Origin of the sequence: Tritonibacter litoralis (assembly GCF_009496005.1) — a bacterium.
Lineage (GTDB): Bacteria > Pseudomonadota > Alphaproteobacteria > Rhodobacterales > Rhodobacteraceae > Epibacterium > Epibacterium litoralis.
The window spans coordinates 15,837-39,659 of the sequence record NZ_WIBF01000014.1; the positions used below are offsets into that span (position 1 = coordinate 15,837).

24 protein-coding genes are annotated in these 23,823 nt (G+C 56.5%); 17 read left to right on the top strand and 7 right to left on the bottom strand.

What is annotated here, in order from left to right:
- The first annotated feature begins 273 nt into the window (after positions 1-273).
- From GFB49_RS17820 to fabI, 5 genes are all read left to right on the top strand, one after another.
- Positions 274-1,698 carry an ABC transporter substrate-binding protein gene (locus GFB49_RS17820; protein WP_153217298.1) on the top strand — a complete coding sequence of 475 codons (1,425 nt, stop codon included), beginning with the start codon at positions 274-276 and terminating at the stop codon, positions 1,696-1,698.
- 76 nt (positions 1,699-1,774) lie between these two features.
- The gene (gene ntrB, locus GFB49_RS17825) at positions 1,775-2,776 is read left to right on the top strand and encodes a nitrate ABC transporter permease (RefSeq protein WP_246149783.1); all 1,002 of its coding nucleotides are present in this window, start codon (positions 1,775-1,777) and stop codon (positions 2,774-2,776) included.
- 11 nt (positions 2,777-2,787) lie between these two features.
- Positions 2,788-3,696: an ABC transporter ATP-binding protein gene (locus GFB49_RS17830; protein ID WP_153217299.1), complete on the top strand. Its 909-nt coding sequence runs from the start codon at positions 2,788-2,790 to the stop codon at positions 3,694-3,696.
- 75 nt (positions 3,697-3,771) lie between these two features.
- Positions 3,772-4,242: a cyanase gene (cynS, locus tag GFB49_RS17835; RefSeq protein WP_246149784.1), complete on the top strand. Its 471-nt coding sequence runs from the start codon at positions 3,772-3,774 to the stop codon at positions 4,240-4,242.
- A gap of 316 nt (positions 4,243-4,558) precedes the next feature.
- The gene (gene fabI / locus GFB49_RS17840) at positions 4,559-5,314 is read left to right on the top strand and encodes an enoyl-ACP reductase FabI (RefSeq protein ID WP_153217300.1); all 756 of its coding nucleotides are present in this window, start codon (positions 4,559-4,561) and stop codon (positions 5,312-5,314) included.
- 4 nt (positions 5,315-5,318) lie between these two features.
- On the opposite strand, the gene GFB49_RS17845 is transcribed toward fabI, so the two are convergent.
- Positions 5,319-6,062, bottom strand: coding sequence for a class I SAM-dependent methyltransferase (locus GFB49_RS17845; protein ID WP_153217301.1), 744 nt, complete (start codon positions 6,060-6,062; stop codon positions 5,319-5,321).
- A 201-nt stretch (positions 6,063-6,263) separates the two neighbouring features.
- Between GFB49_RS17845 and GFB49_RS17850 the strand changes: the two genes are divergently transcribed.
- Positions 6,264-7,181 (top strand): LysR substrate-binding domain-containing protein, encoded by a 918-nt coding sequence (locus GFB49_RS17850; RefSeq protein ID WP_194269391.1) that lies wholly within the window; start codon positions 6,264-6,266, stop codon positions 7,179-7,181.
- Positions 7,182-7,226: 45 nt separating this feature from the next.
- Here GFB49_RS17850 and GFB49_RS17855 read toward each other — a convergent pair whose 3' ends face one another.
- Positions 7,227-8,489, bottom strand: a complete 1,263-nt coding sequence (locus GFB49_RS17855; RefSeq protein ID WP_153217303.1) for an MFS transporter — start codon at positions 8,487-8,489, stop codon at positions 7,227-7,229.
- Between the two features lie 193 nt (positions 8,490-8,682).
- On the opposite strand from GFB49_RS17855, the gene cyoA reads away from it, so the two are divergent.
- From cyoA to GFB49_RS17885, 6 genes are all read left to right on the top strand, one after another.
- Positions 8,683-9,744 carry a ubiquinol oxidase subunit II gene (cyoA, locus tag GFB49_RS17860; RefSeq protein ID WP_153217304.1) on the top strand — a complete coding sequence of 354 codons (1,062 nt, stop codon included), beginning with the start codon at positions 8,683-8,685 and terminating at the stop codon, positions 9,742-9,744.
- 23 nt (positions 9,745-9,767) lie between these two features.
- A complete protein-coding gene (gene cyoB, locus GFB49_RS17865; protein WP_153217305.1) occupies positions 9,768-11,798 on the top strand; it encodes a cytochrome o ubiquinol oxidase subunit I in 2,031 nt (676 codons plus the stop codon).
- Positions 11,798-12,442: a cytochrome o ubiquinol oxidase subunit III gene (cyoC, locus tag GFB49_RS17870; RefSeq protein ID WP_153217306.1), complete on the top strand. Its 645-nt coding sequence runs from the start codon at positions 11,798-11,800 to the stop codon at positions 12,440-12,442. Before cyoB ends, cyoC begins: the two co-directional genes overlap by 1 nt.
- Complete coding sequence (gene cyoD / locus GFB49_RS17875) at positions 12,439-12,795, top strand: cytochrome o ubiquinol oxidase subunit IV (protein WP_343032626.1); 357 nt, start codon at positions 12,439-12,441, stop codon at positions 12,793-12,795. The genes cyoC and cyoD overlap by 4 nt, the downstream gene beginning before the upstream one ends.
- Positions 12,792-13,502: an SURF1 family protein gene (locus GFB49_RS17880; protein ID WP_153217307.1), complete on the top strand. Its 711-nt coding sequence runs from the start codon at positions 12,792-12,794 to the stop codon at positions 13,500-13,502. Before cyoD ends, GFB49_RS17880 begins: the two co-directional genes overlap by 4 nt.
- A gap of 178 nt (positions 13,503-13,680) precedes the next feature.
- Positions 13,681-14,370 (top strand): MOSC domain-containing protein, encoded by a 690-nt coding sequence (locus GFB49_RS17885; RefSeq protein WP_153217308.1) that lies wholly within the window; start codon positions 13,681-13,683, stop codon positions 14,368-14,370.
- An 18-nt stretch (positions 14,371-14,388) separates the two neighbouring features.
- On the opposite strand, the gene GFB49_RS17890 is transcribed toward GFB49_RS17885, so the two are convergent.
- Positions 14,389-14,991: a TetR/AcrR family transcriptional regulator gene (locus GFB49_RS17890; RefSeq protein ID WP_153217309.1), complete on the bottom strand. Its 603-nt coding sequence runs from the start codon at positions 14,989-14,991 to the stop codon at positions 14,389-14,391.
- A 143-nt stretch (positions 14,992-15,134) separates the two neighbouring features.
- Here GFB49_RS17890 and GFB49_RS17895 point away from each other — a divergent pair, with 143 nt between their 5' ends.
- Positions 15,135-15,599, top strand: coding sequence for a (2Fe-2S)-binding protein (locus tag GFB49_RS17895; protein WP_153217310.1), 465 nt, complete (start codon positions 15,135-15,137; stop codon positions 15,597-15,599).
- A gap of 3 nt (positions 15,600-15,602) precedes the next feature.
- Complete coding sequence (locus tag GFB49_RS17900) at positions 15,603-17,783, top strand: xanthine dehydrogenase family protein molybdopterin-binding subunit (protein WP_153217311.1); 2,181 nt, start codon at positions 15,603-15,605, stop codon at positions 17,781-17,783.
- Positions 17,784-17,861: 78 nt separating this feature from the next.
- Here GFB49_RS17900 and purU read toward each other — a convergent pair whose 3' ends face one another.
- Positions 17,862-18,746: a formyltetrahydrofolate deformylase gene (purU, locus tag GFB49_RS17905; protein ID WP_153217312.1), complete on the bottom strand. Its 885-nt coding sequence runs from the start codon at positions 18,744-18,746 to the stop codon at positions 17,862-17,864.
- Between the two features lie 459 nt (positions 18,747-19,205).
- Here purU and GFB49_RS17910 point away from each other — a divergent pair, with 459 nt between their 5' ends.
- The 3 genes from GFB49_RS17910 (at position 19,206) to GFB49_RS21440 (ending at position 21,395) form a co-directional block, all read left to right on the top strand.
- Positions 19,206-20,603: an aminotransferase family protein gene (locus GFB49_RS17910; protein WP_153217313.1), complete on the top strand. Its 1,398-nt coding sequence runs from the start codon at positions 19,206-19,208 to the stop codon at positions 20,601-20,603.
- Positions 20,604-20,699: 96 nt separating this feature from the next.
- Complete coding sequence (locus GFB49_RS21435; protein ID WP_343032627.1) at positions 20,700-20,996, top strand: GNAT family N-acetyltransferase; 297 nt, start codon at positions 20,700-20,702, stop codon at positions 20,994-20,996.
- A 111-nt stretch (positions 20,997-21,107) separates the two neighbouring features.
- Positions 21,108-21,395, top strand: a complete 288-nt coding sequence (locus GFB49_RS21440; RefSeq protein WP_343032628.1) for a hypothetical protein — start codon at positions 21,108-21,110, stop codon at positions 21,393-21,395.
- 54 nt (positions 21,396-21,449) lie between these two features.
- Here the strand turns inward: GFB49_RS21440 and GFB49_RS17920 are convergent, their stop codons facing one another.
- From GFB49_RS17920 to GFB49_RS17930, 3 genes are all read right to left on the bottom strand, one after another.
- Positions 21,450-22,481, bottom strand: a complete 1,032-nt coding sequence (locus GFB49_RS17920; RefSeq protein ID WP_153217314.1) for a permease — start codon at positions 22,479-22,481, stop codon at positions 21,450-21,452.
- The gene (locus tag GFB49_RS17925; protein WP_153217315.1) at positions 22,478-22,801 is read right to left on the bottom strand and encodes an ArsR/SmtB family transcription factor; all 324 of its coding nucleotides are present in this window, start codon (positions 22,799-22,801) and stop codon (positions 22,478-22,480) included. The genes GFB49_RS17920 and GFB49_RS17925 overlap by 4 nt, the downstream gene beginning before the upstream one ends.
- A 178-nt stretch (positions 22,802-22,979) precedes the next feature.
- On the bottom strand, positions 22,980-23,822 hold the full coding sequence (locus GFB49_RS17930; protein ID WP_153217316.1) for a fumarylacetoacetate hydrolase family protein: 843 nt from the start codon (positions 23,820-23,822) through the stop codon (positions 22,980-22,982).
- Between the last annotated feature and the right edge of the window lies 1 nt (position 23,823).

Here is a 23,823-nt window from a genome sequence, read left to right on the forward strand (position 1 = left end):
CGCCCTGCCCTGAGCGACACGTAGCGAAATTTCGTAATTTGCGAAATTTCGTAATTCTAAAAACCCCGTAAACACCCATTAACAATTGATTTCAAATAACTTTTTCAAAGTGAGCGAATTTTAGGCGGGCGCTTTTTTTACCTCCTGCTGTCCCGCATGCTTTTGCCAGTGCGGTTCGACCATTGTGTTTTGGGTGTTTGAGCCGCTGCAACAACCAGCCTGGGGCACAACGCCTTGGGGGACACTCATAAAACACAGAGACAGGGGTATTTTATGACGCACTTTAAAGACCCGTTTAACCCAAACATCGACGTTTGGAACGAATGTGGCGAGGCTTCTGGTGAGCCTGCGGATCCGTATGCGGGCCTGACGGCCGAAGATGCAGAGCTTCTGACACGCCGCGCAAAGCAATCCTTGAATCCTGAGGTTGGCATGACCCGCACGCTGGAAAGCGCGGTGATGCAGGGCCTCTTTAAAACCGACGTTTCGCGCCGTGCCTTCCTGAAGAGCGCAGGCGTCACCGGCGCGTTGGCGGCGGTGGCCACGGTCTTCCCGCTGTCCTCGCTACAGCTGATGGCCGAAGAAGCGATCAAGAATCTGGAAAAAACCAAACTGACGCTTGGCTTTGTTCCGATCACATGCGCCACTCCAATCATTGGCGGCCACGCTTTGGGCTTTTATGAGCGCTATGGTCTGGACGTGGACATTGTAAAGACCGCCGGTTGGGCGGTATCGCGCGACAAATGCCTGAACGGCGAATATGACGGCTCCCACCTGCTGTTCCCGATGCCGATGGCAATGTCTCTGGGATTGGGCTCCACTGCACAGCCGTGGAAAGTGGTGTCCAACGTGAACACCAACGGTCAGGCGATCGTTCTGGCCAACCAGCATATCGATAACCAGGATCCCAAAAACTGGAAAGGTTTCAAATTCGGCGTGCCGTTCGAGTACTCGATGCACAACCTGCTGCTGCGGAACTATGTGGCGGATGCGGGACTGGACCCGGATCGCGATATCCAGATCCGCGTGGTTCCACCGCCAGAAATGGTTGCAAACCTGCGTGCAGGCAACGTCGACGGCTATCTTGCACCGGACCCATTCTGTCAGCGTGCGGTCTATGATCAAGTTGGCTTCATTCACAAATTGACCCTGGATCTGTGGAAACAGCACCCTTGCTGCGTCTTTGGCCTGTCCGAGAAATTCATCTCGGAAAACCCGAACACCACCATTGCGCTGACCACCTCTATCCTTGAGGCGACAGCGGCTGCGGAAACCTCTTCGGGGCGTGTGGCCTTTGCGGAATCCATGGCACCGGCCAATTATCTGAACCAGCCTGTTGAGATCCTGAAACAGATCCTGACCGGCGTATTCCCCGATGGCCAAGGCAACATCAAGAACGTTCCTGACCGGATCTCGTTCATGCCACTGCCGACCCAGACCATGGGCACCTGGGTTCTGGCGCAGCTGCGTCGCTGGAACTACATCGACGATGACACCAACTATGCAACTCTGGCCGAAGATCTGGTTCTGACAACCACCACCCGTGAGCACATGCGCACGATGATGATTGCCGATCAGAACCTGAGTTTCGCTGACGCTGAACAGGACGTTTATGCACCGGTGGATATTCAGGGCCAGACTTTCGACCCTGCAGCGGCGCAAGACTTCATCGACAGCCAGCCGTTCACCCACAGTTAAGGCACGGATGAACACACCATTGTGCGGGGCAATCCGTTGCCCCGCTCCCCCTTTTTGATGCCCCAGGAGTGACGGAATGATCCGAAACCTCGATATGCGTAGCTCTTTGTTATCTTTGGTTATTCTAATTGCTGGCCTGTTCATCTGGCAGGTCACGACCTATGTGCCGGATACAGGTCCAATTGGCGTGGAGCTGTCACAGGCCGAAGAAGACGCATTGCTGGCCAACAACATGTTGCCCGAAGATATTGAGTTTTATGCAAGCCAGGGCGTTGAGTTTGCCCAGCTGGAACAGATCGCCTCATTGAACCTCTCGCGCGATATGATCGAGGCGGCGGGCGGCATACGTGCGCTTGGCATCAGCGTACCGGACCAGGATTCAGCGCCTGCGCCCGGATCGCTGTTCCCCTCGCCTACCTTGGTGGGCAAAGAGCTGTGGGCCACCGTCACCGACCCGTTTTATGTCAACGGGACCAATGACATGGGATACGGCATCCAGATGGGGTATTCGCTGTTACGTGTTGTGATCGGCTATGCGCTGGCGGCATTGGTTGCGATCCCCTTGGGTTTCTTGATCGGCATGTCGCCGATGGTCTACAAGGCGTTGGACCCCTTTATCCAAGTTCTGAAACCAATTTCACCGCTGGCATGGATGCCAATTGCGCTGTTCACCATTGGCGACAGCGAGCTGTCGTCGCTGTTTGTGATTTTCATCTGCTCGTTGTGGCCGATGCTAACCAATACGGCCTTTGGCGTGGCAAACGTGCGCGCCGATTGGGTAAATGTTGCCCGCACCCATGAGCTGAGCGCGCTGCGCACTGCGGTCACCGTGATCCTGCCAGCTGCGGCCCCCACCATTATCACCGGCATGCGGATTTCCATTGGCATCGCCTGGCTGGTCATTGTGGCGGCTGAAATGCTCGTTGGCGGCACTGGCATTGGCTACGTCGTCTGGAACGAATGGAACGGCTTGCGGCTGGACCGAATGATCGTTGCCATCCTGTTGATCGGCGTTGTGGGCATGTTGCTGGACGCAGCCTTTGCCCGTCTGCAACGCGCCGTCGAATACGCGGAATAAGGAGCGCTGTCATGGCAAAACCATTTCTTTCCATTGAACGTCTGACCCAACAATTCCCCGACGGCGCGGGCGGCACGTTGACCGTGTTTGAAAACAGCACCTTTGGCGTGGAAAAGGGCGAATTCGTCTGCATCCTGGGCCATTCGGGCTGTGGCAAATCCACCATTATGAACATTCTTGCCGGTCTTGCTGAACCCACGTCTGGCGTGGTCAAGATGGACGGCAAACATGTCTCGGGCCCGTCATTGGACCGGGGTGTGGTGTTTCAGAACTATTCCCTGTTGCCCTGGCTGTCGGCGTTGAAGAACGTGACCTTTGGCGTCAAAGCGCGCTATCCGGGTTGGAGCAAGGACAAGGTCGAGGCCCATGCCAAAGAGTATCTGGCGATGGTGGGGCTGGACGGCGAGGTGATCAACCGCAAGCCAAGCCAACTGTCAGGCGGCATGCGCCAACGGGTGTCGATTGCGCGGGCCTTTGCCAATCAGCCCAAACTGCTTTTGCTGGATGAACCCTTTGGCGCGTTGGATGCGTTGACCCGAGGCACCATTCAGGATGAGCTGATCAAAGTCTGGAGCCAGACCGAGCAGACCGTGTTCATGATCACCCATGACATTGATGAGGCGATCTTGCTGGCGGACCGGATCTTATTGATGACCAACGGCCCCTTTGCCCGTGTGGCAGAGTCGGTAGAGATCACCATCCCGCGCCCGCGCAATCGGACCGAGATTGTGGAACATCCCAATTACTATGCGATCCGCAACCATCTGGTTCAGTTCCTCGGCCAGCGTTCAAAAGAGCTGGCAGGACAGCAGTCCCATGGCGACGATCAATCGCCGGAATCCGTAGTGATCGACAAAACGGCAACCCCGCCCGAGGCTCAATCTGAACCCGCGACGCTGCGTGCGGTTAGCAACGAATAAACCCACGCCGTTTTCATCCATTTTCACAGGGCCAGACAAGGATTTGCGCCCAACCATCCAAGAGGAGGATACCCCATGAAAGACGCATTTGAGGTGCCGACCATGATGACAAAAGAAGACGTAACCATGATGATCCTGTCTGCCAAAAAGCAGGCCGGTCTGACCTGGGAAGGCATCGCCGAGCAGATCGACATGTCTCCTGTGTGGACCCATTCGGCCTGTATGGGCATGAACGGCTTCCCCGAAGAGAAGGCCGAGGCTCTGGTGGCTGCACTGGCCCTGCCACAGGAAGCCGCAAGCGTTCTGGCCGAGCCGCCCACCAAGGTTTGGGAACAGGCGGTTCCAACGGATCCGTGCATTTATCGCTTTTATGAGATCGTTGGCGTTTATGGCCCGACCCTGAAAGCGCTGATCGAAGAGAAATTCGGAACCGGCATCATGTCCGCGATTGATTTTGACATGTCCGTGACCAAGGTTCCCCACGAGAAGGGCGACCGGGTCAAGGTGGAAATGTCTGGCAAATTCCTGTCCTACAATTCCTGGTAAGACACACCCAATCACCGGCCGTCGCATGTCTCACATGAAACACTGCGGCGGCCGTTTTCTTAGACACCCTGCGGACCTGCACCTCTGCCTTCTTCATGATGGGAAAGACCACTGCAGGCGATGAACCAGCGGACGCCACGACGTGCCAAAGTTTAGCATTTGGTTGGAAACCGCTAGCGATTATTTGAATGATCAGGGGCTGGGTTACTTCACAAATGTAACTGCGATCTTCGCGCGCTTGCCGAGGGCATCACAGCCATGTCACAGCGGCCTCATATGCTGCAGTGCAGAAATTCAATGTGATAGGTGAGGTCGAATGTCCCAAAAGCGTGCATTGATTGTTGGCGTGGCCAACGCGGAGTCCATCGCCTATGGCTGTGCAAAAGCCTTAAAAGACAGCGGGCATGCGCTGGCGATCACCTATTTGAACGCCAAGGCGGAACGGTTTGTACGTCCGCTTGCCGAAGACTTGGGTGCGGAGATTATTGCGCCGCTTGATGTCTCGGTCCCTGGCGAATTGGACACGGTCTTTGGTCAGATCCACGCGCAATGGGGCGGGTTGGACACGCTCTTGCATTCGATTGCCTTCTGCCCCAAAGAGGACCTGCACGGTCGGGTCATCGACTGCTCCGCCCAAGGGTTCACACAAGCGATGGATGTGTCCGTGCACTCCTTTTTGCGGATGATCCAGCAGGCTGAACCTTTGATGGCACAAGGTGGCACCTGTATGAGCGTGTCTTTTTATGGCTCGGAAAAAGTGGTGGAGCATTACAACGTCATGGGCCCTGTCAAAGCGGCGCTGGAAAGCGCCACCCGTTATGCTGCGGCTGAGCTGGGCGGCCAAGGCATCCGGGTCCACTGTCTGTCACCGGGTCCATTGCAAACGCGTGCGGCCTCAGGAATTGCGCATTTTGATGACATGCTGGCGGAGGCGGCCGAACGCGCGCCGACCCACCACCTTGCAACCATTGACGATGTTGGCGCCTATGCCGCTTTTTTGGCCAGCGACGGTGCGCGCAATGTCACGGGCGGCGTCCATATGATCGACGGCGGATTTTCAATTGTCGGGTGATGGATCAGGCCTCTGGCGCTGACATCCATTCCCGTCGGCGGGGCGATTGACGTTTGACCACGGCAACGGATTTGCGGGTGACAAATATGGCGTCGATCCAGGACGCTATACGGTTTTCCTCGATGCTCAACGTGGGGCCGTGGCGTTGTGCACAGACCACGGCGGATTGTAGCCTGTTGAAGTAAGACCAGAAGCTCTCTGAATAATCAGCGTATTGCGAGCCTTCTGTCTGGGCCAGAAAACTGGTGTGGACATCTTCAACGATATAGACGCCGCCGGGCGGCAACATCGGGAACAATGTCTGGAACCCGATGATCTGATGCGACCAGAAATGCGATGCGTCGTCCAAGATGATCGAGGGCTGATAGCTGCGAAACACCCGTTTCAAAAACCGCGGGCGTGCGGCATTGCCGATCTCGATATGGATGCGGTCTTCTTCAAAGTCGCGCGCGCCCGGTCGGATATCGACGCCGATGATCCGCGCTTTGGGAAAGTAAGCTTTCCAGGTGCGCAAGGACGGGGCACGACGGCTTGGCAAGCCGACACCCAGTTCCAGGAATGAGAATTCTTGATTGCGATACGGGGCCAGCAGATGCTCGTAAAACCGCATGTAATCGTGCCGTTTCGAGCTCTTGTCGGTTTCTGTGTCCTGCGCCAGCTGGTCCAGCTCTCCTGCGGGCAGCAGGTTCACGACCGCTCCGACCTCATTTGGGGTCTCATCCGTGTCTTTGGGCGACAAATCTTGCATTTCGACCTCTCCTTCAAACGAGATTGGAGCCGTGGCATAGCAGCTTTGAAGTATTTTAGAAAACGAATATTGTGCTGACCATCCATAGTGTTAACGGATGGCAGACCGCGACAATTGTGCCGCAGTCCCTGGACACAACAGGTACGTGACCCCAGCGGCATACCCCTGCTAGAGTGTTCAAAATCAGCATGTGGGGGTTTTGTGCAGCTGGATTGGGATGACATCCGGGTCTTTTTAGAGATCGAACGAACCGGTCGGCTGAGCCAGGCCGGAAAACGCTTGGGCGTCAGCCACACAACTGTTGCGCGGCGTTTGCGTCAGCTTGAAGATGAAGCCGGATGCACCCTGTTCGAACCTTCACAAGACGGTTTGGTGCTGACAGAGGCCGGGGCGCTGATCCTGGAAAAGGCTCAGGACATGGAAAACGCCGCCAGTGCTGTGGCAGATATGCTGGGACGTTACAACAACAGTCATACTGGCCGCGTCCGTGTGGGTGCGCCCGATGGGTTTGGCAATGCAGTCTTGTCCCATGTTCTGCCAGAGCTGATCCGCAGCGCACCGGGATATGAGGTCGAGCTGGTGCCGGTCCCCGCGCATCACAAGCTGTGGCGCCGGGATGTGGACATTGCCGTCAGCCTGGACCGCCCGCAAACCGGGCGCGTGGTGATGCGCAAACTCATCGATTATGATCTGCGCCTTTATGCCCACCCCGATCTGTTGCCAGATCAACCGCTTGGGCGCGGGGATCTGATTGATTTCCCCTTTGTAGGCTACATCGATGCGCTGCTTTACACTGCCGAACTGGATTTCAACCGCCACATCTCGGACGAGCTGCGGGTGGTCTACAAAGGGGCGACGGTCAAGGCGCAACTGGATGCAGTGCGGGCGGGCATCGGCATGGGGGTCTTGCCCTGCTTTATCGCCCGCAACCATGGGTTGGTTCCAGTGCTGCCGGATGAGATCACCTTTTGCCGCAGCTACTGGCTGCTCTACCCCGAGGATTACAAACACTTGGAGCGGATCCGCACGGTCAGTGGTTTTATCTATGACCAGACGCAGAAGATAGCGGATCTGTTTCGGTTCTCACCAGATGGCGAAGCAACGGCTGCCAAAAAATAAGGCGCGGACACCGCCCGCGCCTTCCACTGCTTGATGACCCTAAAGTCAGGTTGCTGCTTCGCTGTTGGAGAGAATGCGCAGCGCGACAAAGGTCACCACAGCCCCAGACAGCAAATAGATCGCCGCAGCCCAGAGGCCGAAGCCCGCAACCAGTGCCAAACCAACCAGCGGCGCAAAGGCTGCGCCCAGGATCCAGCTGAGATTGGTTGCCAAGGCCGTGCCGGAATAGCGGTACTTGCGCTCAAACCGGCGTGGCACAATGGCGCTGGCCTGCCCATAGGTCAGACCCAGAACGACAAAGCCAAAGACAATGAACACCGCAGGATTGGTGACCAAAGTGCCGATCAGCAGGCACAGCACCAGGATCAATACCGTTGACACTCCCAGCACATAGCGACGTCCAAAACGATCTGCCAAAACACCGGTTGCAATAACTGCGAACACCGCCAGTGTGCCACCGATCAGCTGCAGAAACAGAATGTCCGACACGTCCCGGCCCGTGAACAAATTGGTAATGCCCAAGGGGAACACCGTCACCATGTGGAACAACGCATAGCTGGCCAGCGGCAAAAAGGCCGACAGCAGAATCGGACGCCATTGGTTGGTGATCAGCTCGCGCATCGGGGCCGAGGTCACCAGCTCTTCCTCTACGCCCCAATCCGCGTTTAACAGGCGCAGGCGGGCAAACAGCGACACCACATTCACGGCCAGCACGGCAAAGAAGGTGAAGCGCCAGCCAAAGGTGAAAAACTCTTCTTCGGTCAGGAACCCTGTCAGCACATAAAACAGCGAAGCCGCGACAACGAATCCAATCGGGCCACCCAGTTGGGGCACCATTGCATAAAATCCTTGGCGATTTTCTGGCGCACTGTGTTGCAGCTGCAACGTCAGACCATCCCAGGCGCCTCCTAGCCCAAGACCCTGACAAATGCGCAGAACCGCCAGCAGGACCGGTGCCCACCAGCCGATGCTGTCATAGCCCGGCAACATGCCGATCGCCATTGTCGCAGTGCCTAAAATCACCAGCGCCAACGTCACCTTGCCCGCGCGGCCGATCTTGCGCTGGATCACACGTCCCGACATCGAGGCCACAGGGCGGGCCAAAAACGCCAGGGAAAAGATCGCAAACGACAAAAGCGTGCCGGTTACGGGGTCAAATGTTGGAAAAAACAATCTGGGAAAGACCAGAGCCGATGCAATTGCGTAGACAAAAAATCCGAAGAAATCTGTGACGCGGGCCATGACGACGGTGATCACGATCTCGTCGATCGTAGCCTCATGCATGTGCGTATGGTTCACGCTGTTCATTTAATACTCCTCTTCTCCATAAGAGGATCATGCATGCCCACCTGCTAGGCATCAAGCAAAAGCCCATCCACGAGACATCATTTGTCGCATTGCAACTGGCAAAAAGTTGGCGCAAAAGGGCGCCGCTGGCCGCCTGAGACTGACGTGCAAGCTTCCTCCTCCTCCCTCAGTCTCACTTCGTGAGAAAGACTAAATGAAACGCGCACTTATTGCATCGACACTTTTGTCGACCTTCCTCCTATCTGGGTGCAATCTGGTTGTTATGAATCCTTCGGGCGACGTTGCTGTCCAACAGGCGAACCTGATTGTCTACTCCACCATATTGATGTTGATTGTCATCGTTCCTGTTCTGGCGCTGACCGTCTTCTTTGCTTATCGCTACCGCGCCTCCAACAAAAACGCGGCTTACGAGCCCGATTGGCACCATTCCACCACGCTTGAGATCATTATCTGGTCCGTACCGCTGGCGATCATCATCTGCCTTGCCGGTCTCACCTATGTGGCGACTCACCGTTTGGATCCCTATAAACCGCTGTCGCGCATCTCGGCGGACCAGGCCATCGACGAATCTGTCGAGCCCATGGTCATCCAGGTTGCCGCGATGGACTGGAAATGGCTGTTTATCTATCCGGAACTGGGCATTGCCTCGGTGAACGAAGTGGCGGCCATTGTTGATCGCCCGATCGAGTTCCAACTGACCTCGACCACGGTGATGAACTCTTTCTATGTTCCGGCGCTGGCGGGTCAGATCTATGCCATGTCCGGCATGCAGACCGAACTGAATGCGGTGATCAACGAACCTGGCATCTACAAAGGGTTCTCGGCCAACTATTCGGGCGAGGGTTTCTCGCAGATGCGGTTCAAGTTCCACGGTCTGAATGAGGCTGACTTTGATGCTTGGGTCGAAAAGGTCCGTGGCGATGACAAAGTGCTGGATACTGACACACTGGAAGCCCTGAACCAAAAGAGCATCGCGCATCCGGTGACCTACTACGGTCGTCTGGATGACAGCCTTTGGGAACGTATCGTCAACACCTGTGTCAACGGCGAAGATCTGTGCCGTCATGACATGATGATGGTGGATGCCCTTGGCGGCGGCGGCCTGGAAGGTCTGTGGAACCGCGATATGTTCCGCGGCATCTGCTCGGCTGACGATCCTGGCGCTCTGATGGCTCTGATCCGTCCTGAACTGCGTATCAAAAAGGATGACCTGGTAACAGCGATGACGCTGACCGCTCCTTTGAACGCAAACTGAAACGAACAAAGATAGAGACCGTTATGGCTTCTTCAGCTCATCATGGCACGAGTGCTTCGGCACTTGACGTGCATCCCTTTTGGGGAAAGCTGTCCTGGGACGCATTCCCTTTTCACGAACCAATCGTTCTGGTGACCTTCATTGGCGTTATCCTGGGCGGGCTCGCCCTGGTTGGCGCGCTGACCTACTTCCGCCTGTGGGGCTACCTCTGGAAGAACTGGTTCACCTCAATTGACCACAAGAAAATCGGGATCATGTATATGATCCTTGGCCTTGTCATGCTGCTGCGCGGTTTTGCCGACGCACTGCTGATGCGGGGCCATCAGGCTCTCGCGGCTTCGGGCGGGGAAGGTTACCTGAACGCCCACCACTACGATCAGATCTTTACCGCACATGGTGTGATCATGATCTTCTTTGTCGCGATGCCCTTCGTCACCGGTTTCATGAACTATGTGATGCCGCTGCAAATCGGCGCGCGCGACGTGGCCTTCCCCTTCCTCAACAACTTCAGCTTCTGGCTGACAGTGTCCGGCGCCATCCTGATCATGATCTCGCTCTTTGTGGGTGAGTTCTCAACTGCGGGCTGGCTGGCCTATGCGCCGTTCTCCGGTCTGGATTACAGCCCCTCTGTCGGGATGGACTATTACCTTTGGGCGCTGAACATTGCCGGGATCGGGACAACCCTGTCCGGTATCAACCTGGTGGTTACCATCGTCAAGATGCGCGCACCGGGCATGGATTACATGAAGATGCCGGTCTTTGTCTGGACCACGCTGTGTACCAACGTTCTAATTGTGGCGACCTTCCCGGTACTGGCCGCAACTCTGGCGCTGTTGACTGCGGACCGTTATCTGGGCACCCATTTCTTCACCAATGATCTGGGCGGTAGCCCGATGATGTATGTGAACCTGATCTGGATCTGGGGTCACCCAGAAGTTTACATTCTGGTTCTGCCAGTCTTTGGTATCTTTTCCGAGATCGTGCCGACCTTCACCGGCAAACGCCTGTTTGGTTACACCTCGATGGTTTATGCGACCTGCGTGATCATGGTTCTGTCTTACATCGTTTGGCTACACCACTTCTTCACCATGGGGGCCGGTGCCAATGTGAACGCCTTCTTTGGCATCACAACCATGATCATCTCGATCCCAACTGGGGCCAAGCTGTTTAACTGGCTGTTCACCATGTACAAGGGTCGCGTGCGGTTTGACGTGCCGATGCTGTGGGTCATGGGCTTTATGATCACCTTTGTGATCGGTGGCATGACCGGTGTTCTGCTGGCGGTTCCGCCTGCGGACTATGTTCTGCACAACTCGCTGTTCCTGATCGCGCACTTCCACAATGTGATCATCGGTGGCGTGGTCTTCGGGATCTTTGCCGGTATCGTCTACTGGTGGCCCAAGGCGTTTGGTTTCAGCCTGGATCCGTTCTGGGGCAAGGTCAGCTTCTGGTGCTGGATCATCGGCTTCTACCTCGCGTTTATGCCGCTTTATGTGCTGGGCCTGATGGGTGTGACACGCCGTCTGAGCCAGTTTGAGGACACGTTCTACTCGGTCTACTTCATCGTAGCTCTGGTCGGGGCGTTGTTCATCGCAGCAGGCATCGGTGCCTTTGTCCTGCAGATCATCGTTTCCATCATGCGCCGCAAAGAGCTGGCGGATGAGACCGGCGATCCCTGGAATGGCCGTACGCTGGAGTGGGCGACCTCTTCACCGCCGCCCTACTATAACTTTGCCTTCACTCCGAAAGTGCATGAAATCGACGCCTTCACCCATATGAAGCGCGAAGGTTACGAGCGCCCGACCGATGGCTTCATGCCGATCCACATGCCCCATTACACCGCAACCGGTGTTGTGCTGGCGGGTCTGCTGACCGTTATGGGATTTGCTCTGATCTGGCACATCTGGTGGCTTGCAGCCGCAAGCTTTGTCATGGCCGTGGTTTACGGCATTGGGCACACCTTCAACTACAACCGCGACTATTACATCCCAGCCGCGGAAGTGCGTGAGATCGAAAATCAGCGTACTCAGCAGCTGGCAAAGGCGGCGGACTAATGACTGACACAACTGTAAAAGAACCCGTTCAGTTTTTCGTCACGGAAGATCCCCATCATCACGATGGGGACCACGGCGAACACCATCATGAAACCGGCACCATGCTGGGTTTCTGGATCTACCTCATGAGCGATTGCCTGATCTTTGGCATCCTCTTTGCGGTCTACGCTGTGTTGGGCGGCAATTATGCGGCTGGCCCGGCTCCGGTGGACCTGTTTGAACTGGACATGATCCTGGTTTCGACCTTCATGCTCCTGTTCTCCTCGATCACATATGGCTTTGCCGTGCTGCGGATGGATCGCAATGATCTGAAGGGCACATTGCTGTGGCTGGTGATCACCGGCGGTTTTGGCGTGGCCTTCCTGTATCTGGAAGTCCTTGAGTTCAGCCACCTGATCCACCTGGGCGCAACCCCGCAGGCCAGTGCCTTCCTGTCGTCCTTCTTCTTCCTGGTCGGCACCCACGGGATGCACGTCCTGGGCGGCAGCATCTGGTTGGTGGTTCTGCTGATCCAGCTGTCCCAGCGGGGCCTCACCCATGAGAACAAGCGCCGGGTCATGTGCCTCAGCCTGTTCTGGCACTTCCTCGATCTGATCTGGATCGGCGTCTTTTCACTGGTTTACCTGACAGGAGTTCTGCTGTGAGCGATCATGCAAAGGGCGGCCACGGGTCGCTGAAATCCTATCTTATCGGTTTTGTTCTGTCCGTCATCCTGACCGTGATCCCGTTCTGGGTAGTCATGGGTGAACCCTTGGACAACAAAGGTGTTGCAGTGGCCATCATCTTCATTCTGGGCGGTGCTCAGATGCTGGTGCATATCCACTACTTCCTGCATGTGACCATCAAGGCCGAACAAGGCTGGCAGGCCATGTCCATGGGTCTGACCATTCTGTTGCTGGTTATTGTCCTGTCGGGCTCGATCTGGGTCATGTTCAACCTGGAAGAAAACATGATGCCAGCCCATGAACAGATCGAACGGGTCCGCAACCTGCCATGACCCAAAAAGGCCACGACCGTCGCCCCGGATGGGGAACAGCCCTGTTGGTGCTGATCTCCGCTGTGATGGTCGTGACCTTTGTGCTTTTGGGCAATTGGCAGATGCGCCGATTGGCCTGGAAGCTGGATCTGATTGAAACTGTCGAAGCGCGCGCCTTTGGAGAGGCTGAGGCCTTGCCTGCGCGCTTTGACGCTGAGGCGCATCCCTATTTGCGGGTGGGTTTCACTGGAACGCCCATGCCCCAGCATATCCTGGTCAAAGCGGTGACCGAGCTTGGCCCCGGATATTGGGTGATGCAGCCTTATGAGGTTGAAATTGGCCTGATCTGGGTGAACCGCGGCTTTGTCCCCAATGACAAGAAATCATCGGATCAATGGGTGCCCGCACCAGCGGAGATTACAGGCTTGATCCGCCCCAGTGAGCCCAAAGGCACCTTGCTGGAGACCAATGACCCTGCAAGCAACCGCTGGGTTGCGCGGGACACGATGCAGATGTCGGCGGCCCTGAACCTGCCTGAAGCGCTGCCGTATTTCGTAGACGCCGATTACCTGTCACCTGCTGGCACTGCACCGCGCGGTGGGCTGACCATTGTGCGTTTCCGAAACTCACATTTGTCCTATGCGCTGACGTGGTACGCGATGGCCGTGTTGTTTCTGGCCGCCCTCATCTGGGTCGCGTTGCGGTATCGCAAACTGTTGGACAGCTGACACAGGCCTGATCGCCTGTGACAATCGTACCCGTTTGGGCAGGGTGGGACCTATGGTAGGGTCACCGTGGACGCGCCCCTGGACTTTGCAATTGTAACCTGCCGAACCTTTCCCCTTGGACCGCGAAACGGCTTGGCACTCACAGCAAACGCATGCTGCACCCAGAGGGGGAAATGACATGATCCAAGCAACAACAATCGACGCCATCTACATCGGCAGTGTCAAAGCTTTGTGGCCCGGCCGCCCAGCCTCTGCCATCGACAAGAAAGAAACCCTGGCCCGGTTGACCCTGTCTCACACTGGTTTTGATCGCGACCGGCAGGCGGATATGGGCGTACATGGCGGCGCAGACAAAGCCGTCCATCACTATGCCGCAGACCATTACGCAGATTGGCAACAGAAGCTGGACCGCCCGGATTTGGTTCCCGGTTCTTTTGGCGAGAATATCTCGACCAAAGGTCTGGTGGAGACCGAGGTCTGTATCGGCGATATCTTTCGCCTGGGTGAGGCGCTGGTTCAAATCAGCCAGGGGCGGCAACCCTGCTGGAAGCTGAACGCCCATACAAATGAACCACGCATGGCCTTTTCTTTTCAAAAGACCGGCCGCACCGGATGGTATTATCGCGTGCTGGAAAACGGCGAGGTGCAGGCCGGTGATGAGATCCATTTGGTCGACCGCCCCTGCCCCAACTGGACCGTTGCTGACGTGACACGCGCCCGGCTGACCCGCAAGGTTTCCGCGGTCGATGCCAAAACCCTGGCCTCATTGGAACAGCTGTCCGAGGATTGGCGGGCGGCCTTTGCCCAGATGGCCGTTGGAGCATTGGATGAGGATACCTCAGCCCGGCTGGAAGGCAGCTCTGTCTGATCTGCCCGATGGGGTCGCTCAGGGCGCGTAACGGCTCATGATCATATCGACGGTATGCTGCACCAGGTCTGACATTTGGTCCTCAGTCAGCATCGGGCCGCCCAGAATAACGGGCCAGAAGGCTTTGGCCTTGATCAGGGCAATGAATTCATTTGCTGCACGGTCCGGGTCATCAATCACCAGATGGCCCGCCGCGTCCGCATCCCGCATCATGTGGAAAAACACGCTGTGCGAATCGACCCTGTCCTGTACCAGCGCGCCGAGCTCCGGTGACAACAGCACCTGACTGATCACCATGCGGGCCATTGCCATCACATCCGCGGAGATCAGCAATCGGCCTTCGGCCCAGGCCAGTTCCGTAAGCTGTTCGCGAATATCCCTGTCTGGATTAAATTTTTGCGTCAGCGCATCAGCAAAGCGGTCCGCCATCAAACCCACGATGGATTGGAACAGGTTATCCTTGCTTTCGAAGTACTTATAGAGCGTGCGCTTGGACACTTCGGCCTCGGCGCAGATACGGTCCATGCTGGTCGCGGCGAACCCCCGATCCTGGAATTCCGCCACGGCCGCTCTAATTATCTGGTCGTACTTCGACCTGTTTACTGCTCCGCCTGCCTTCATATCCACAGCTATAGTGCCTTTCACGCGATGGGGCAAATGACCTGAAGTACACTCCAGAGTTTACAAGCGCCGTGATCTGAGCCTACAGTAAACGAGCCAGTTTACCAAATCCTTTGGATGCAAGCGCGAATGGGAGATTTCCAATGACTCTGAAGTTGACGTTGAACGGCACCACACATGACGTGGTGGCCGAACCGGGCACGCCGCTTTTGTGGGTGATCCGGGATGAGTTGAAATTGACGGGTACAAAATTTGGCTGCGGTGTGGCGTCCTGCGGGGCGTGCACGGTTCATGTGGATGGGGAACCGGTTCGCTCCTGCCAGACCTATGTGGAAGACGTCGAAGGCGCCGAGATCACTACCATTGAAGCCATGAGCGAGAACAAGATCGGCGCTGCGGTTCAGCAAGCCTGGGTCGAATTGGACGTCGTACAATGCGGCTATTGCCAATCCGGGCAGATCATGTCCGCAGTTGGCCTGCTGAGCGAAAACCCCAAACCAACCGCCGAAGAAATCGACGATTACATGAGCGGCAATGCCTGCCGATGCGCCACCTATCAGCGCATCCGCAAGGGCATTCAACGCGCATCCGAAATCCTGGAGGCCTGATCCATGACACTTACCACTTCTCGCCGGGGCTTTTTGAAAACTGCGGCAGCGGCATCCGCCGTTCTTCTGATCGGTGCACGCGACGATGGTGTTCTGGCAGCGGGTTCTGAAGGCAGCAGCCCGTTCAACCCGTTTGTAAAAATCGACGCTGACGGCACCGTGACAGCCATCGTCAAACACTTTGAAAAGGGACAAGGCCCGGCAACCGGCCTGCCCACATTGATTGCCGAAGAAATCGGGCTCAGGATGGATCAGATCGAATATGAATTCGCTCCTTCTGACCCCAAGCTTTACAACAACCTCGCCTTTGGCCCGTTTCAGGGCACCGGCGGGTCAACGGCAATGGCGAACTCCTGGGCGCAGTATCGCCAGGCGGGTGCTGCTGCACGCGAGATGCTGATTGCGGCGGCGGCAGAAACCTGGGGTGTGTCGGCAGAAGTTATCAGCATTGAAGAGGGCATTGTAAAAGGGGGCGAACGGGAAGCGCCTCTTGCTGAGTTTGTCGCCCTCGCCGCAACACTGGAGGCGCCTGCAGAACCGCGCCTGAAAGATCCCGCTGAATTCAAGCTGATCGGCAACCCCCATGTGCGGCGCAAGGATTCCCCGATCAAGACCAACGGGCATGCACAATATGCAATGGACATGCATCTGCCCAACCAGATGGTTGTTCTGATTGCCCGCCCCGAAGCCCGCGGGGGCATTGCCACCGCCTTTGATGACAGCGCATCCCGTGATGTCAAAGGGTTTGTCAACGCGGCCATTCTGCCAAACAAGGCCGGAGTCGCGGTCTATGCTGAAAACACCTGGGCCGCAATTCAGGCGCGGGATGCATTGGATGTGACCTGGGATATGTCAAACGCGGAAACGCGCAGCTCTGACCAGATCGAAGCTGAGATCCGCGCCGCGCTTGAGACGTCCCCGCAGTATAACGCCAACGACGGCGATGCTGCCGCTGCGGCGCAGGCCATCGACGGGGCCGCAACGGTGGTGGAAAAAACCTTCTACTTCCCGCTTTTGGCCCATGCGCCCATGGAGCCGCTGAACTGTACCATCGAACAGACCGCAGATGGCGACATCGTCCTGCATGATGGAATACAGATCCCAACGGGACCGCATATGGCCTATCAGCAGATCTTTGACCTTCCGGCTGAGAAGATCCATATCAAGACGATGCTGGCCGGTGGCTCCTTTGGTCGACGCGCGACACCAGACGCCGATTACCAGGTGGAGGCAGCACTGGCCTTTGTCATGACGGACCGCAGCAGACCTGTGAAACTGGTCTGGACGCGCGAAGATGACATTCGCGGCGGATATTATCGTCCCGCCTTTGGTCACAAGGTGCGCGTGGGCCTGGATGCTGATGGTAACATTGTCGGCTGGCACCACCAGATCGCCGGGCAACCCGTTGTCAAAGGCACCGCCTTTGAACCCATGCTGGTCCATGATGGCGTTGACCATACCTCTATTGAAGGGGTGGCTGACAGCCCCTATCAGATCCCTGGAATGGCGGTGGGCCTCACCGATACGCCCAAAGCAACCTCGGTTCTGTGGTGGCGTTCGGTCGGGCATACCCACACGGCCTATGTGATGGAGACCATGATGGATCTGGTTGCACAGGCCGCTGGTCGTGATCCGCTTGAATTCCGTCTGGCGCATCTGACAGGCAGCAAAGATGCCGATCGCAACGCGGGTGTTCTGAAACTGGTTGCCGAAAAAGCAGGTTGGGGTCAGGCACCGTCCGGTCGCACACAGGGGCTGGCGGTTCACAAATCCTTTGGCTCCTATGTGGCGGAAGTTGTCGAAATCTCAGGGGATGTGGACAGCGGCATTGTGGTTGAGAAAGTCACATGTGCCGTCGATTGCGGGATTGCCGTGAACCCGGATGTGGTGGTCGCGCAGATGGAAGGCGGCATCGGCTATGGTATCGGCCACGCGATGCGCGATCACATTACGCTGACCGACGGCGCAGTGGATCAGTCCAATTTCCCGGACTATGAGCCGCTGCGGATCGGCGATATCAAGGCGATCGAAGTTCACATAATGCCGTCTGCCGAAGCGCCGACAGGGGTTGGCGAACCCGGTGTTCCCCCTGCTGCACCCGCTTTGGCAAATGCAATTGCTGCGGCTGCCGGACCTTTGGTGACGGCGCTTCCGATGGAGATGAATGGAGTTTCCTTCGCCTGATCCGCGGTGATATGAAAAACAAAGCGCCCCGCTCACATCTGTGACGGGGCGCTTTTTCGTTTCGACCTTTCAGGCGGCTTAGCCCATGCGTTCTGACGCATAGCTGCCGGGCGACGCCGGGAACACAACGGTCTTGTTTCCGTTCAGGAACGCACGGTGGTTGGCATGCGCATGGATCGCGCGCGCCAGCGCTTGGCTTTCGACGTCACGGCCCAGGGACACGTAATCCGATGCGGATTGCGCATGGGTGATGCGTACGATGTCCTGTTCGATGATTGGTCCTTCGTCCAGATCCGCAGTCACATAATGCGAGGTCGCGCCAATCAGCTTTACGCCCTTCTCAAACGCTTGCTTGTAAGGGTTGGCCCCTTTGAAGGACGGCAGGAATGAGTGGTGAATATTGATGATCCGACCAGACATTTTGGTGCACATCTCATCCGACAGCACCTGCATGTAACGGGCCAAGACCACCAGCTCTGCACCGGTTTCCTCAATCACACGCATCTGCGCGGCTTCGGCCTCGGGCTTATTCTCTTTGGTCACCTTGATGTAGTGGAACGGAATATCCGCATTCACCACGACCTTTTGGTAGTCCATGTGGTTCGAGATCACGCCAACAATTTCAATCGGCAGCGCGCCAATGCGCGAACGATAAAGAAGATCGTTCAGGCAGTGACCAAAGCGGCTGACCATAATCAGCACTTTCATTTTGGTGCCTTGCGCATGAAAGCCAAACTGCATGTCAAAGGGCGCGGCCACGGGAGCAAAGTTTTCGTTGAACCCTTCAAGGGTTTCGCTCTCAGGTGCTTCAAAGGCCAGACGCGCAAAAAAGCGACCCGTTTCCTTGTCGTCGAATTGTGCCGCATCGGTGATATTGCAGCCCCGATCGGACAAGAAGGTGGACACCGCAGCCACCAATCCACGCTGCGACGTACATTGAACAGTAAGGACAAAATTCGACATAGCTCTGTCTTTCTTTGGAGTGGAACAGCGGCAGAGCCGCCCGGCCTCGACCGAATTGGCCAAGCATTTATCAACACCCGGTCCTTAGCACGCGCAAAATCCGGCGCTGTGGCCGATAACGTCAAATTGCAGATCACCAGCGTCACCGCAGGGTTCAGTTCCACGCCCGAATGTCCACAATACCGGACGATGTTGCCGATAGAGATCAAAGTTTCCGGAATCACATTTGGCCGCCCAAGATTGAAAACCGGACCCATCCTGCGGCACAGTGATTAAAAAATAGGCGCCCCGCTTGGATCACACAAAGGTTGGGGCAAGAAAGCCGTTTCAAACCGGTCTGGATATAAACAGGTCCAGAAACTGGCCCTGTCAAAGGCGGAAAAGATCGGTCACTGGATGGAAAACACCCCCCAAATCGCAGGGGGACATCGAGAAACTCCGCTGGAAAGGAACAATAATATGCAAGGCGCGTTTTCTGAGAATGACCTCAGCCATGTTGTCGAAGCCGACAAAGCCCATCTGTGGCATCATCTTTTGCAGCATAAACCTTTGGAAACCACAGATCCGCGCGTGATCGTCGAAGGCAAAGGCATGCGCGTCTGGGACCAAAACGGCAAAGAGTTTCTGGATGCAGTGTCCGGCGGCGTTTGGACCGTGAACGTGGGCTATGGCCGCGAATCCATCGCCAAGGCGGTCTATGACCAGATGATGAAAGTCTGCTATTTCGCCAATTCCGCAGGCTCTATCCCAGGTTCTCTTTATGCCGAGAAGCTGATCAGCAAGATGCCAGGCATGAGCCGCGTTTATTATGTGAACTCCGGTTCTGAGGCGAATGAGAAAGCCTTTAAAATGGTGCGTCAGATCGCGCACAAGAAATATGGCGGCAAGAAAACCAAGATCCTGTACCGTGACCGCGACTACCACGGCTCGACCCTGGCAGCGATGTCCGCAGGTGGTCAGGACGAGCGCAACGTGCAATACGGCCCCTTTGCGCCGGATTTTGTCAAAGTCCCACATTGCATGGAATACCGTAAGCATGAGCTGGGACTGGAGCATCTGTCCGGCGAAGAATTTGGCATTGCCGCCGCTAATCAGATCGAAGAGGTGATCCTGCGGGAAGGCCCCGAAACCGTCGGTGCCCTGTGTCTGGAGCCGGTGACCGCAGGTGGCGGTGTGATTGAACCTCCCGTTGGCTACTGGCCGCGCGTGCAGGAAATCTGCAAGAAATATGACGTGCTTTTGCACATTGACGAAGTGGTCTGCGGCATTGGCCGCACCGGCACCTGGTTTGGCTATCAGCACTACGGCATCAAACCGGATTTTGTGACCATGGCCAAAGGTGTTGCTTCGGGCTATGCGGCGATTGCCTGCATGGTCACAACCGAGGAAGTCTTTGAAATGTTCAAAGACGATTCTTCTGATCCGCTGAACTACTTCCGCGATATCTCCACCTTTGGAGGCTGCACCGCAGGCCCGGCGGCTGCGCTGGAGAACATGCGCATCATCGAGGACGAGGACCTTTTGGACAATTGCGCCAAAATGGGTGACCTGATGCGCGCCAAACTGGAAGGGCTGATGGAGAAGCACAGCGTCATTGGCGACGTGCGCGGCAAAGGCCTGTTCCTGGGTGCCGAGCTGGTTGCAGATCGGGACAGCAAAACCCCGGTGGATGAGAAACTGGCCCAACAAGTGGTCGGTGAGATGGGTGCACAAGGCGTGCTGATCGGTGTGACCAACCGCTCGATCCCGGGCAAGAACAACACCCTGTGTTTCAGCCCTGCTCTGATTATTACCGAAGATGACGTCAACAAAATCATCGATACCTTGGATGCGGCACTGAGCAAAGTCTTCGCCTAACTCAAATTGGCCTGACTAAATCATCAGAAAGCGGCCCTTTTGCGGGGGCCGCTTTTCTTTCATTGATACGCTCTGTCAAAAAGAAGAGAGCGTAACATGTGGCTTGAACCCATCGAATTGAAACGTCAGACCGTGACGCTGGTGCCCCTGCACAAGGATCATGCATCTGACCTGGCCGCAGCCGTTGCAGACGGGGACCTGCACAAACTGTGGTACACAAATGTGCCAGAGCCAGAAGGCGTCCCAGCGGAAATCAATCGCCGTCTGACGCTGTTGGCCAAGGGCAGCATGGTGCCTTTTGCGGTGGTAGACGGTTCTGGAACGACCGTGGGCATGACCACGTTTGTAAACATTGACGCAGCCCATCAGCGGGTTGAGAGCGGCTCAACCTGATTTCGGAAATCGACGCAGCGCACTGGTCTTAACACGCTTTGCAAGGCGTTGATGCTGAAACATGTGTTTGAGGACAAAGGCGCGATTGCAGTTTAGTTTCGGACCCATGTGATGAACCGGCAAAGTCGCCAAGCGATTGAACGGCTGGGGGCGAAACTGGATGGCGTGTTGCGGTCGCATATGGTGATGGCAAATGGGACACGGCGGTTTATTCCATTGTCGCCGCCGAATGGCCCGCTGTGCGCGCCAACTTGGAACATTTTCTTCACACGTAAACGGGTCGGGGCCCTCCCGTGCCCGCAGACGCCTTGGCTGCGCCAAAGCGCCTTCTGTGCGGCCTTGGGCCTGGCACCGCGCGCAGCGCGGTGCCAGGCCCAAGGGGCGAGGGTCATTCTGTGAATGGCCAGAGCTGCGCGGGAGCCGCCCCTTGTTGCCTAAGGTGTCGTCCAGACATCAAACGAGCTGGAACAGGAGTCCTGCCAAGATCGCGCCGCTGACGCCAAGGCCAAGGTAGGCTGCAAACACCTGTGGTTTGACCAGGGACCAGACCGCCGCCATGGCTGGAATGGAGCTCACGGCACCTGCGACCATGAAGGCCATCGCGCTGCCTGCGCTCATACCTTGGGTCATCAAGCCCGCCAACAGCGGCGGCGCGACATATGAGTTCAGGTAAGCCGGCATGCCAACCAAAGCGGCCGTTGCGATTGGCAGAATACCTTCGCCGCCCACCAGGGTGGCGATTGTCTCAGCCTTGACGTAGTGGACCAGCAGCGCTTCCAGAACATAGGCCAAAGCCAGCCATTTCAGCAGGAAGATCCCGTTGGACACCGCTTCCTTGCGGAACGTCTGCACGCGCTCTTGTTCGGTCCAGAATTTCCACACCGGTTTTGCATCCATTTTGGGTGTGCCACATCCACAGCACCCGGTTGCCTGTTTTTGTTTCAGCGGGCTGGCAAAGACACCCCAGTTGCGGGCCATTTTGATTGCAAACCCACCAAACAGTCCCAAGCCGACAGCGGCCAAGGCTTTGCCCACAGCAAATGGCCAGCCAAGTGCCGCAGCCGTGATCAACAGGGTTGGCGGATCAATCAACGGTGACGACAGCCAGAAGGCCATGACAGCCGACAAAGGCGCGCCCAGCGCCAGAAGGCCTGCGATAAACGGAATCACTTCGCAGGAGCAAAACGGCGCGAGCCCACCAAACATTGCGGCCAGAAAGATCATCCGCACTTCACGCCCTTCAAACGCGCGGGCGACCATGGTTTCTGCGCCGGTTGCCTTGAGATAGGCCAGCAAGAGCACCGCAAAAACCACATAGCGCAGCGTATGCAGCAGCGCATTGAGCGCAAATTCAAATACCGAGCCGAATTGGGCAACATCCAGCATCGCAACGGCCAACAGCAAGCCCGCACTTACGGCCCAGGGCGTTGCCAGCCATTTCCATTGAGGGCGCGGCCAGACCGGCCCCTGGGTTAGATCCGTCATTGTTCTACCTCGTTCTCAATCTGGTTCAAAAAGACCTGATCCGCACAGCATTCGCTGAGGATAAAGGCCGCTAAGCTTTCCAATTTGTCAAAACAGGCGCGATTGATGGTCGTCCGACCTTGCCGCTCTTGGGCGACAACACCAGCGCCTGCCAGAAATTTCATGTGATGGGCCAAGGTCGACGGTGCGATCTCGGTTCGGTCCTGAAGATCACCGATTGTCAGCCCCGCACCACCCGCGCGGATGAGCGCGCGCAACACCTGTAACCGCGCCTCTGAACCCATCGCAGCAAAGCCTTGAGCCGCTTCTTCCCATTGCATCGTCCACTCTCCATCGATTCGATATAACTAGTTTTATAGTTTTATTTGCGTCGATCAAGCCCTATTCTTTAACCCCTCACTGGGATAGCTTTCCTAGACACAAAAAAGGGCCGTACTGCTTTGCACGGCCCCTTTCAGGGTCTCATCCGTTGTGTAAACACATTTATGCAGGGTAATCTCAGCCGTCCGTCACGACCGTCTGTATCTGGGTGCCCAAGCCCGCAATCGTCGTCTCGACCACATCGCCCGGCCGCAAAAACACCTTAGGGTCCATGCCAAAGCCGACACCTGCAGGCGTGCCCGTTGTGATGATATCGCCGGGTTCCAAAGTCATAAACTCGGACAGATGCACGATCACCGTCGCGAGATCAAAGATGAAATCCGCTGTGCTACCTGACTGCATTGTTGTCCCATTGACTTTGAGGCTCAGATCGAAGGCATTGATGTCGTGAACTTGATCGGCAGGCACCAAATAAGGGCCGATGGGCGCAAAACCGTCATGGCTCTTGGCTTTTGCCCATTGGCCTCCGCGGTTAAACTGCCAGTTCCGTTCAGAGACATCATTGAGCACCGTAAAGCCTGCAATCGCCTGCAACGCATTTGCTTGTGTGGCGCGTTTGGTTCGTTTGCCGATTACAAACGCCAGCTCCACCTCCCAGTCCAGCATGGTAGCGCCTTTGGGAAAGGGGATCGGATCATTAGCGCCCGACAGACTGGATGGCGCTTTGAAGAAGACCACCGGCTCTTGCGGGATCGCCATTCCCGCTTCTTTGGCATGGTCATGGTAATTCAGACCGATACACAGAAGCTTGGACGGTTTTGTCACACAAGGGGCAAAGCCATCATGTTCGACAACCACCGGCAGACCTGTAATATCCACGCCCGTCAAACAGTCCAGACCCCCGGCTGCAAAGAATTCCGCATCAAAATCGCCGATCTTGGACGACAAATCATAAAAGGCGTCGTTCACAACAGCACAAGGCAGGACAGAAGTTCCCTGGCGTAGGCGGCACAGTTTCATT

Coding starts and splice junctions, on each gene's coding strand:
- GFB49_RS17820 (WP_153217298.1), top strand. CDS start 274: ATGACGCACTTTAAAGACCCGTTTAACCCAAACATCGACGTTTGGAAC.
- ntrB (WP_246149783.1), top strand. CDS start 1,775: ATGATCCGAAACCTCGATATGCGTAGCTCTTTGTTATCTTTGGTTATT.
- GFB49_RS17830 (WP_153217299.1), top strand. CDS start 2,788: ATGGCAAAACCATTTCTTTCCATTGAACGTCTGACCCAACAATTCCCC.
- cynS (WP_246149784.1), top strand. CDS start 3,772: ATGAAAGACGCATTTGAGGTGCCGACCATGATGACAAAAGAAGACGTA.
- fabI (WP_153217300.1), top strand. CDS start 4,559: ATGTCCCAAAAGCGTGCATTGATTGTTGGCGTGGCCAACGCGGAGTCC.
- GFB49_RS17845 (WP_153217301.1), bottom strand. CDS start 6,062: ATGCAAGATTTGTCGCCCAAAGACACGGATGAGACCCCAAATGAGGTC.
- GFB49_RS17855 (WP_153217303.1), bottom strand. CDS start 8,489: ATGAACAGCGTGAACCATACGCACATGCATGAGGCTACGATCGACGAG.
- cyoA (WP_153217304.1), top strand. CDS start 8,683: ATGAAACGCGCACTTATTGCATCGACACTTTTGTCGACCTTCCTCCTA.
- cyoB (WP_153217305.1), top strand. CDS start 9,768: ATGGCTTCTTCAGCTCATCATGGCACGAGTGCTTCGGCACTTGACGTG.
- cyoC (WP_153217306.1), top strand. CDS start 11,798: ATGACTGACACAACTGTAAAAGAACCCGTTCAGTTTTTCGTCACGGAA.
- GFB49_RS17880 (WP_153217307.1), top strand. CDS start 12,792: ATGACCCAAAAAGGCCACGACCGTCGCCCCGGATGGGGAACAGCCCTG.
- GFB49_RS17885 (WP_153217308.1), top strand. CDS start 13,681: ATGATCCAAGCAACAACAATCGACGCCATCTACATCGGCAGTGTCAAA.
- GFB49_RS17890 (WP_153217309.1), bottom strand. CDS start 14,991: ATGAAGGCAGGCGGAGCAGTAAACAGGTCGAAGTACGACCAGATAATT.
- GFB49_RS17895 (WP_153217310.1), top strand. CDS start 15,135: ATGACTCTGAAGTTGACGTTGAACGGCACCACACATGACGTGGTGGCC.
- GFB49_RS17900 (WP_153217311.1), top strand. CDS start 15,603: ATGACACTTACCACTTCTCGCCGGGGCTTTTTGAAAACTGCGGCAGCG.
- purU (WP_153217312.1), bottom strand. CDS start 18,746: ATGTCGAATTTTGTCCTTACTGTTCAATGTACGTCGCAGCGTGGATTG.
- GFB49_RS17910 (WP_153217313.1), top strand. CDS start 19,206: ATGCAAGGCGCGTTTTCTGAGAATGACCTCAGCCATGTTGTCGAAGCC.
- GFB49_RS21435 (WP_343032627.1), top strand. CDS start 20,700: ATGTGGCTTGAACCCATCGAATTGAAACGTCAGACCGTGACGCTGGTG.
- GFB49_RS21440 (WP_343032628.1), top strand. CDS start 21,108: ATGAACCGGCAAAGTCGCCAAGCGATTGAACGGCTGGGGGCGAAACTG.
- GFB49_RS17920 (WP_153217314.1), bottom strand. CDS start 22,481: ATGACGGATCTAACCCAGGGGCCGGTCTGGCCGCGCCCTCAATGGAAA.
- GFB49_RS17925 (WP_153217315.1), bottom strand. CDS start 22,801: ATGCAATGGGAAGAAGCGGCTCAAGGCTTTGCTGCGATGGGTTCAGAG.
- GFB49_RS17930 (WP_153217316.1), bottom strand. CDS start 23,822: ATGAAACTGTGCCGCCTACGCCAGGGAACTTCTGTCCTGCCTTGTGCT.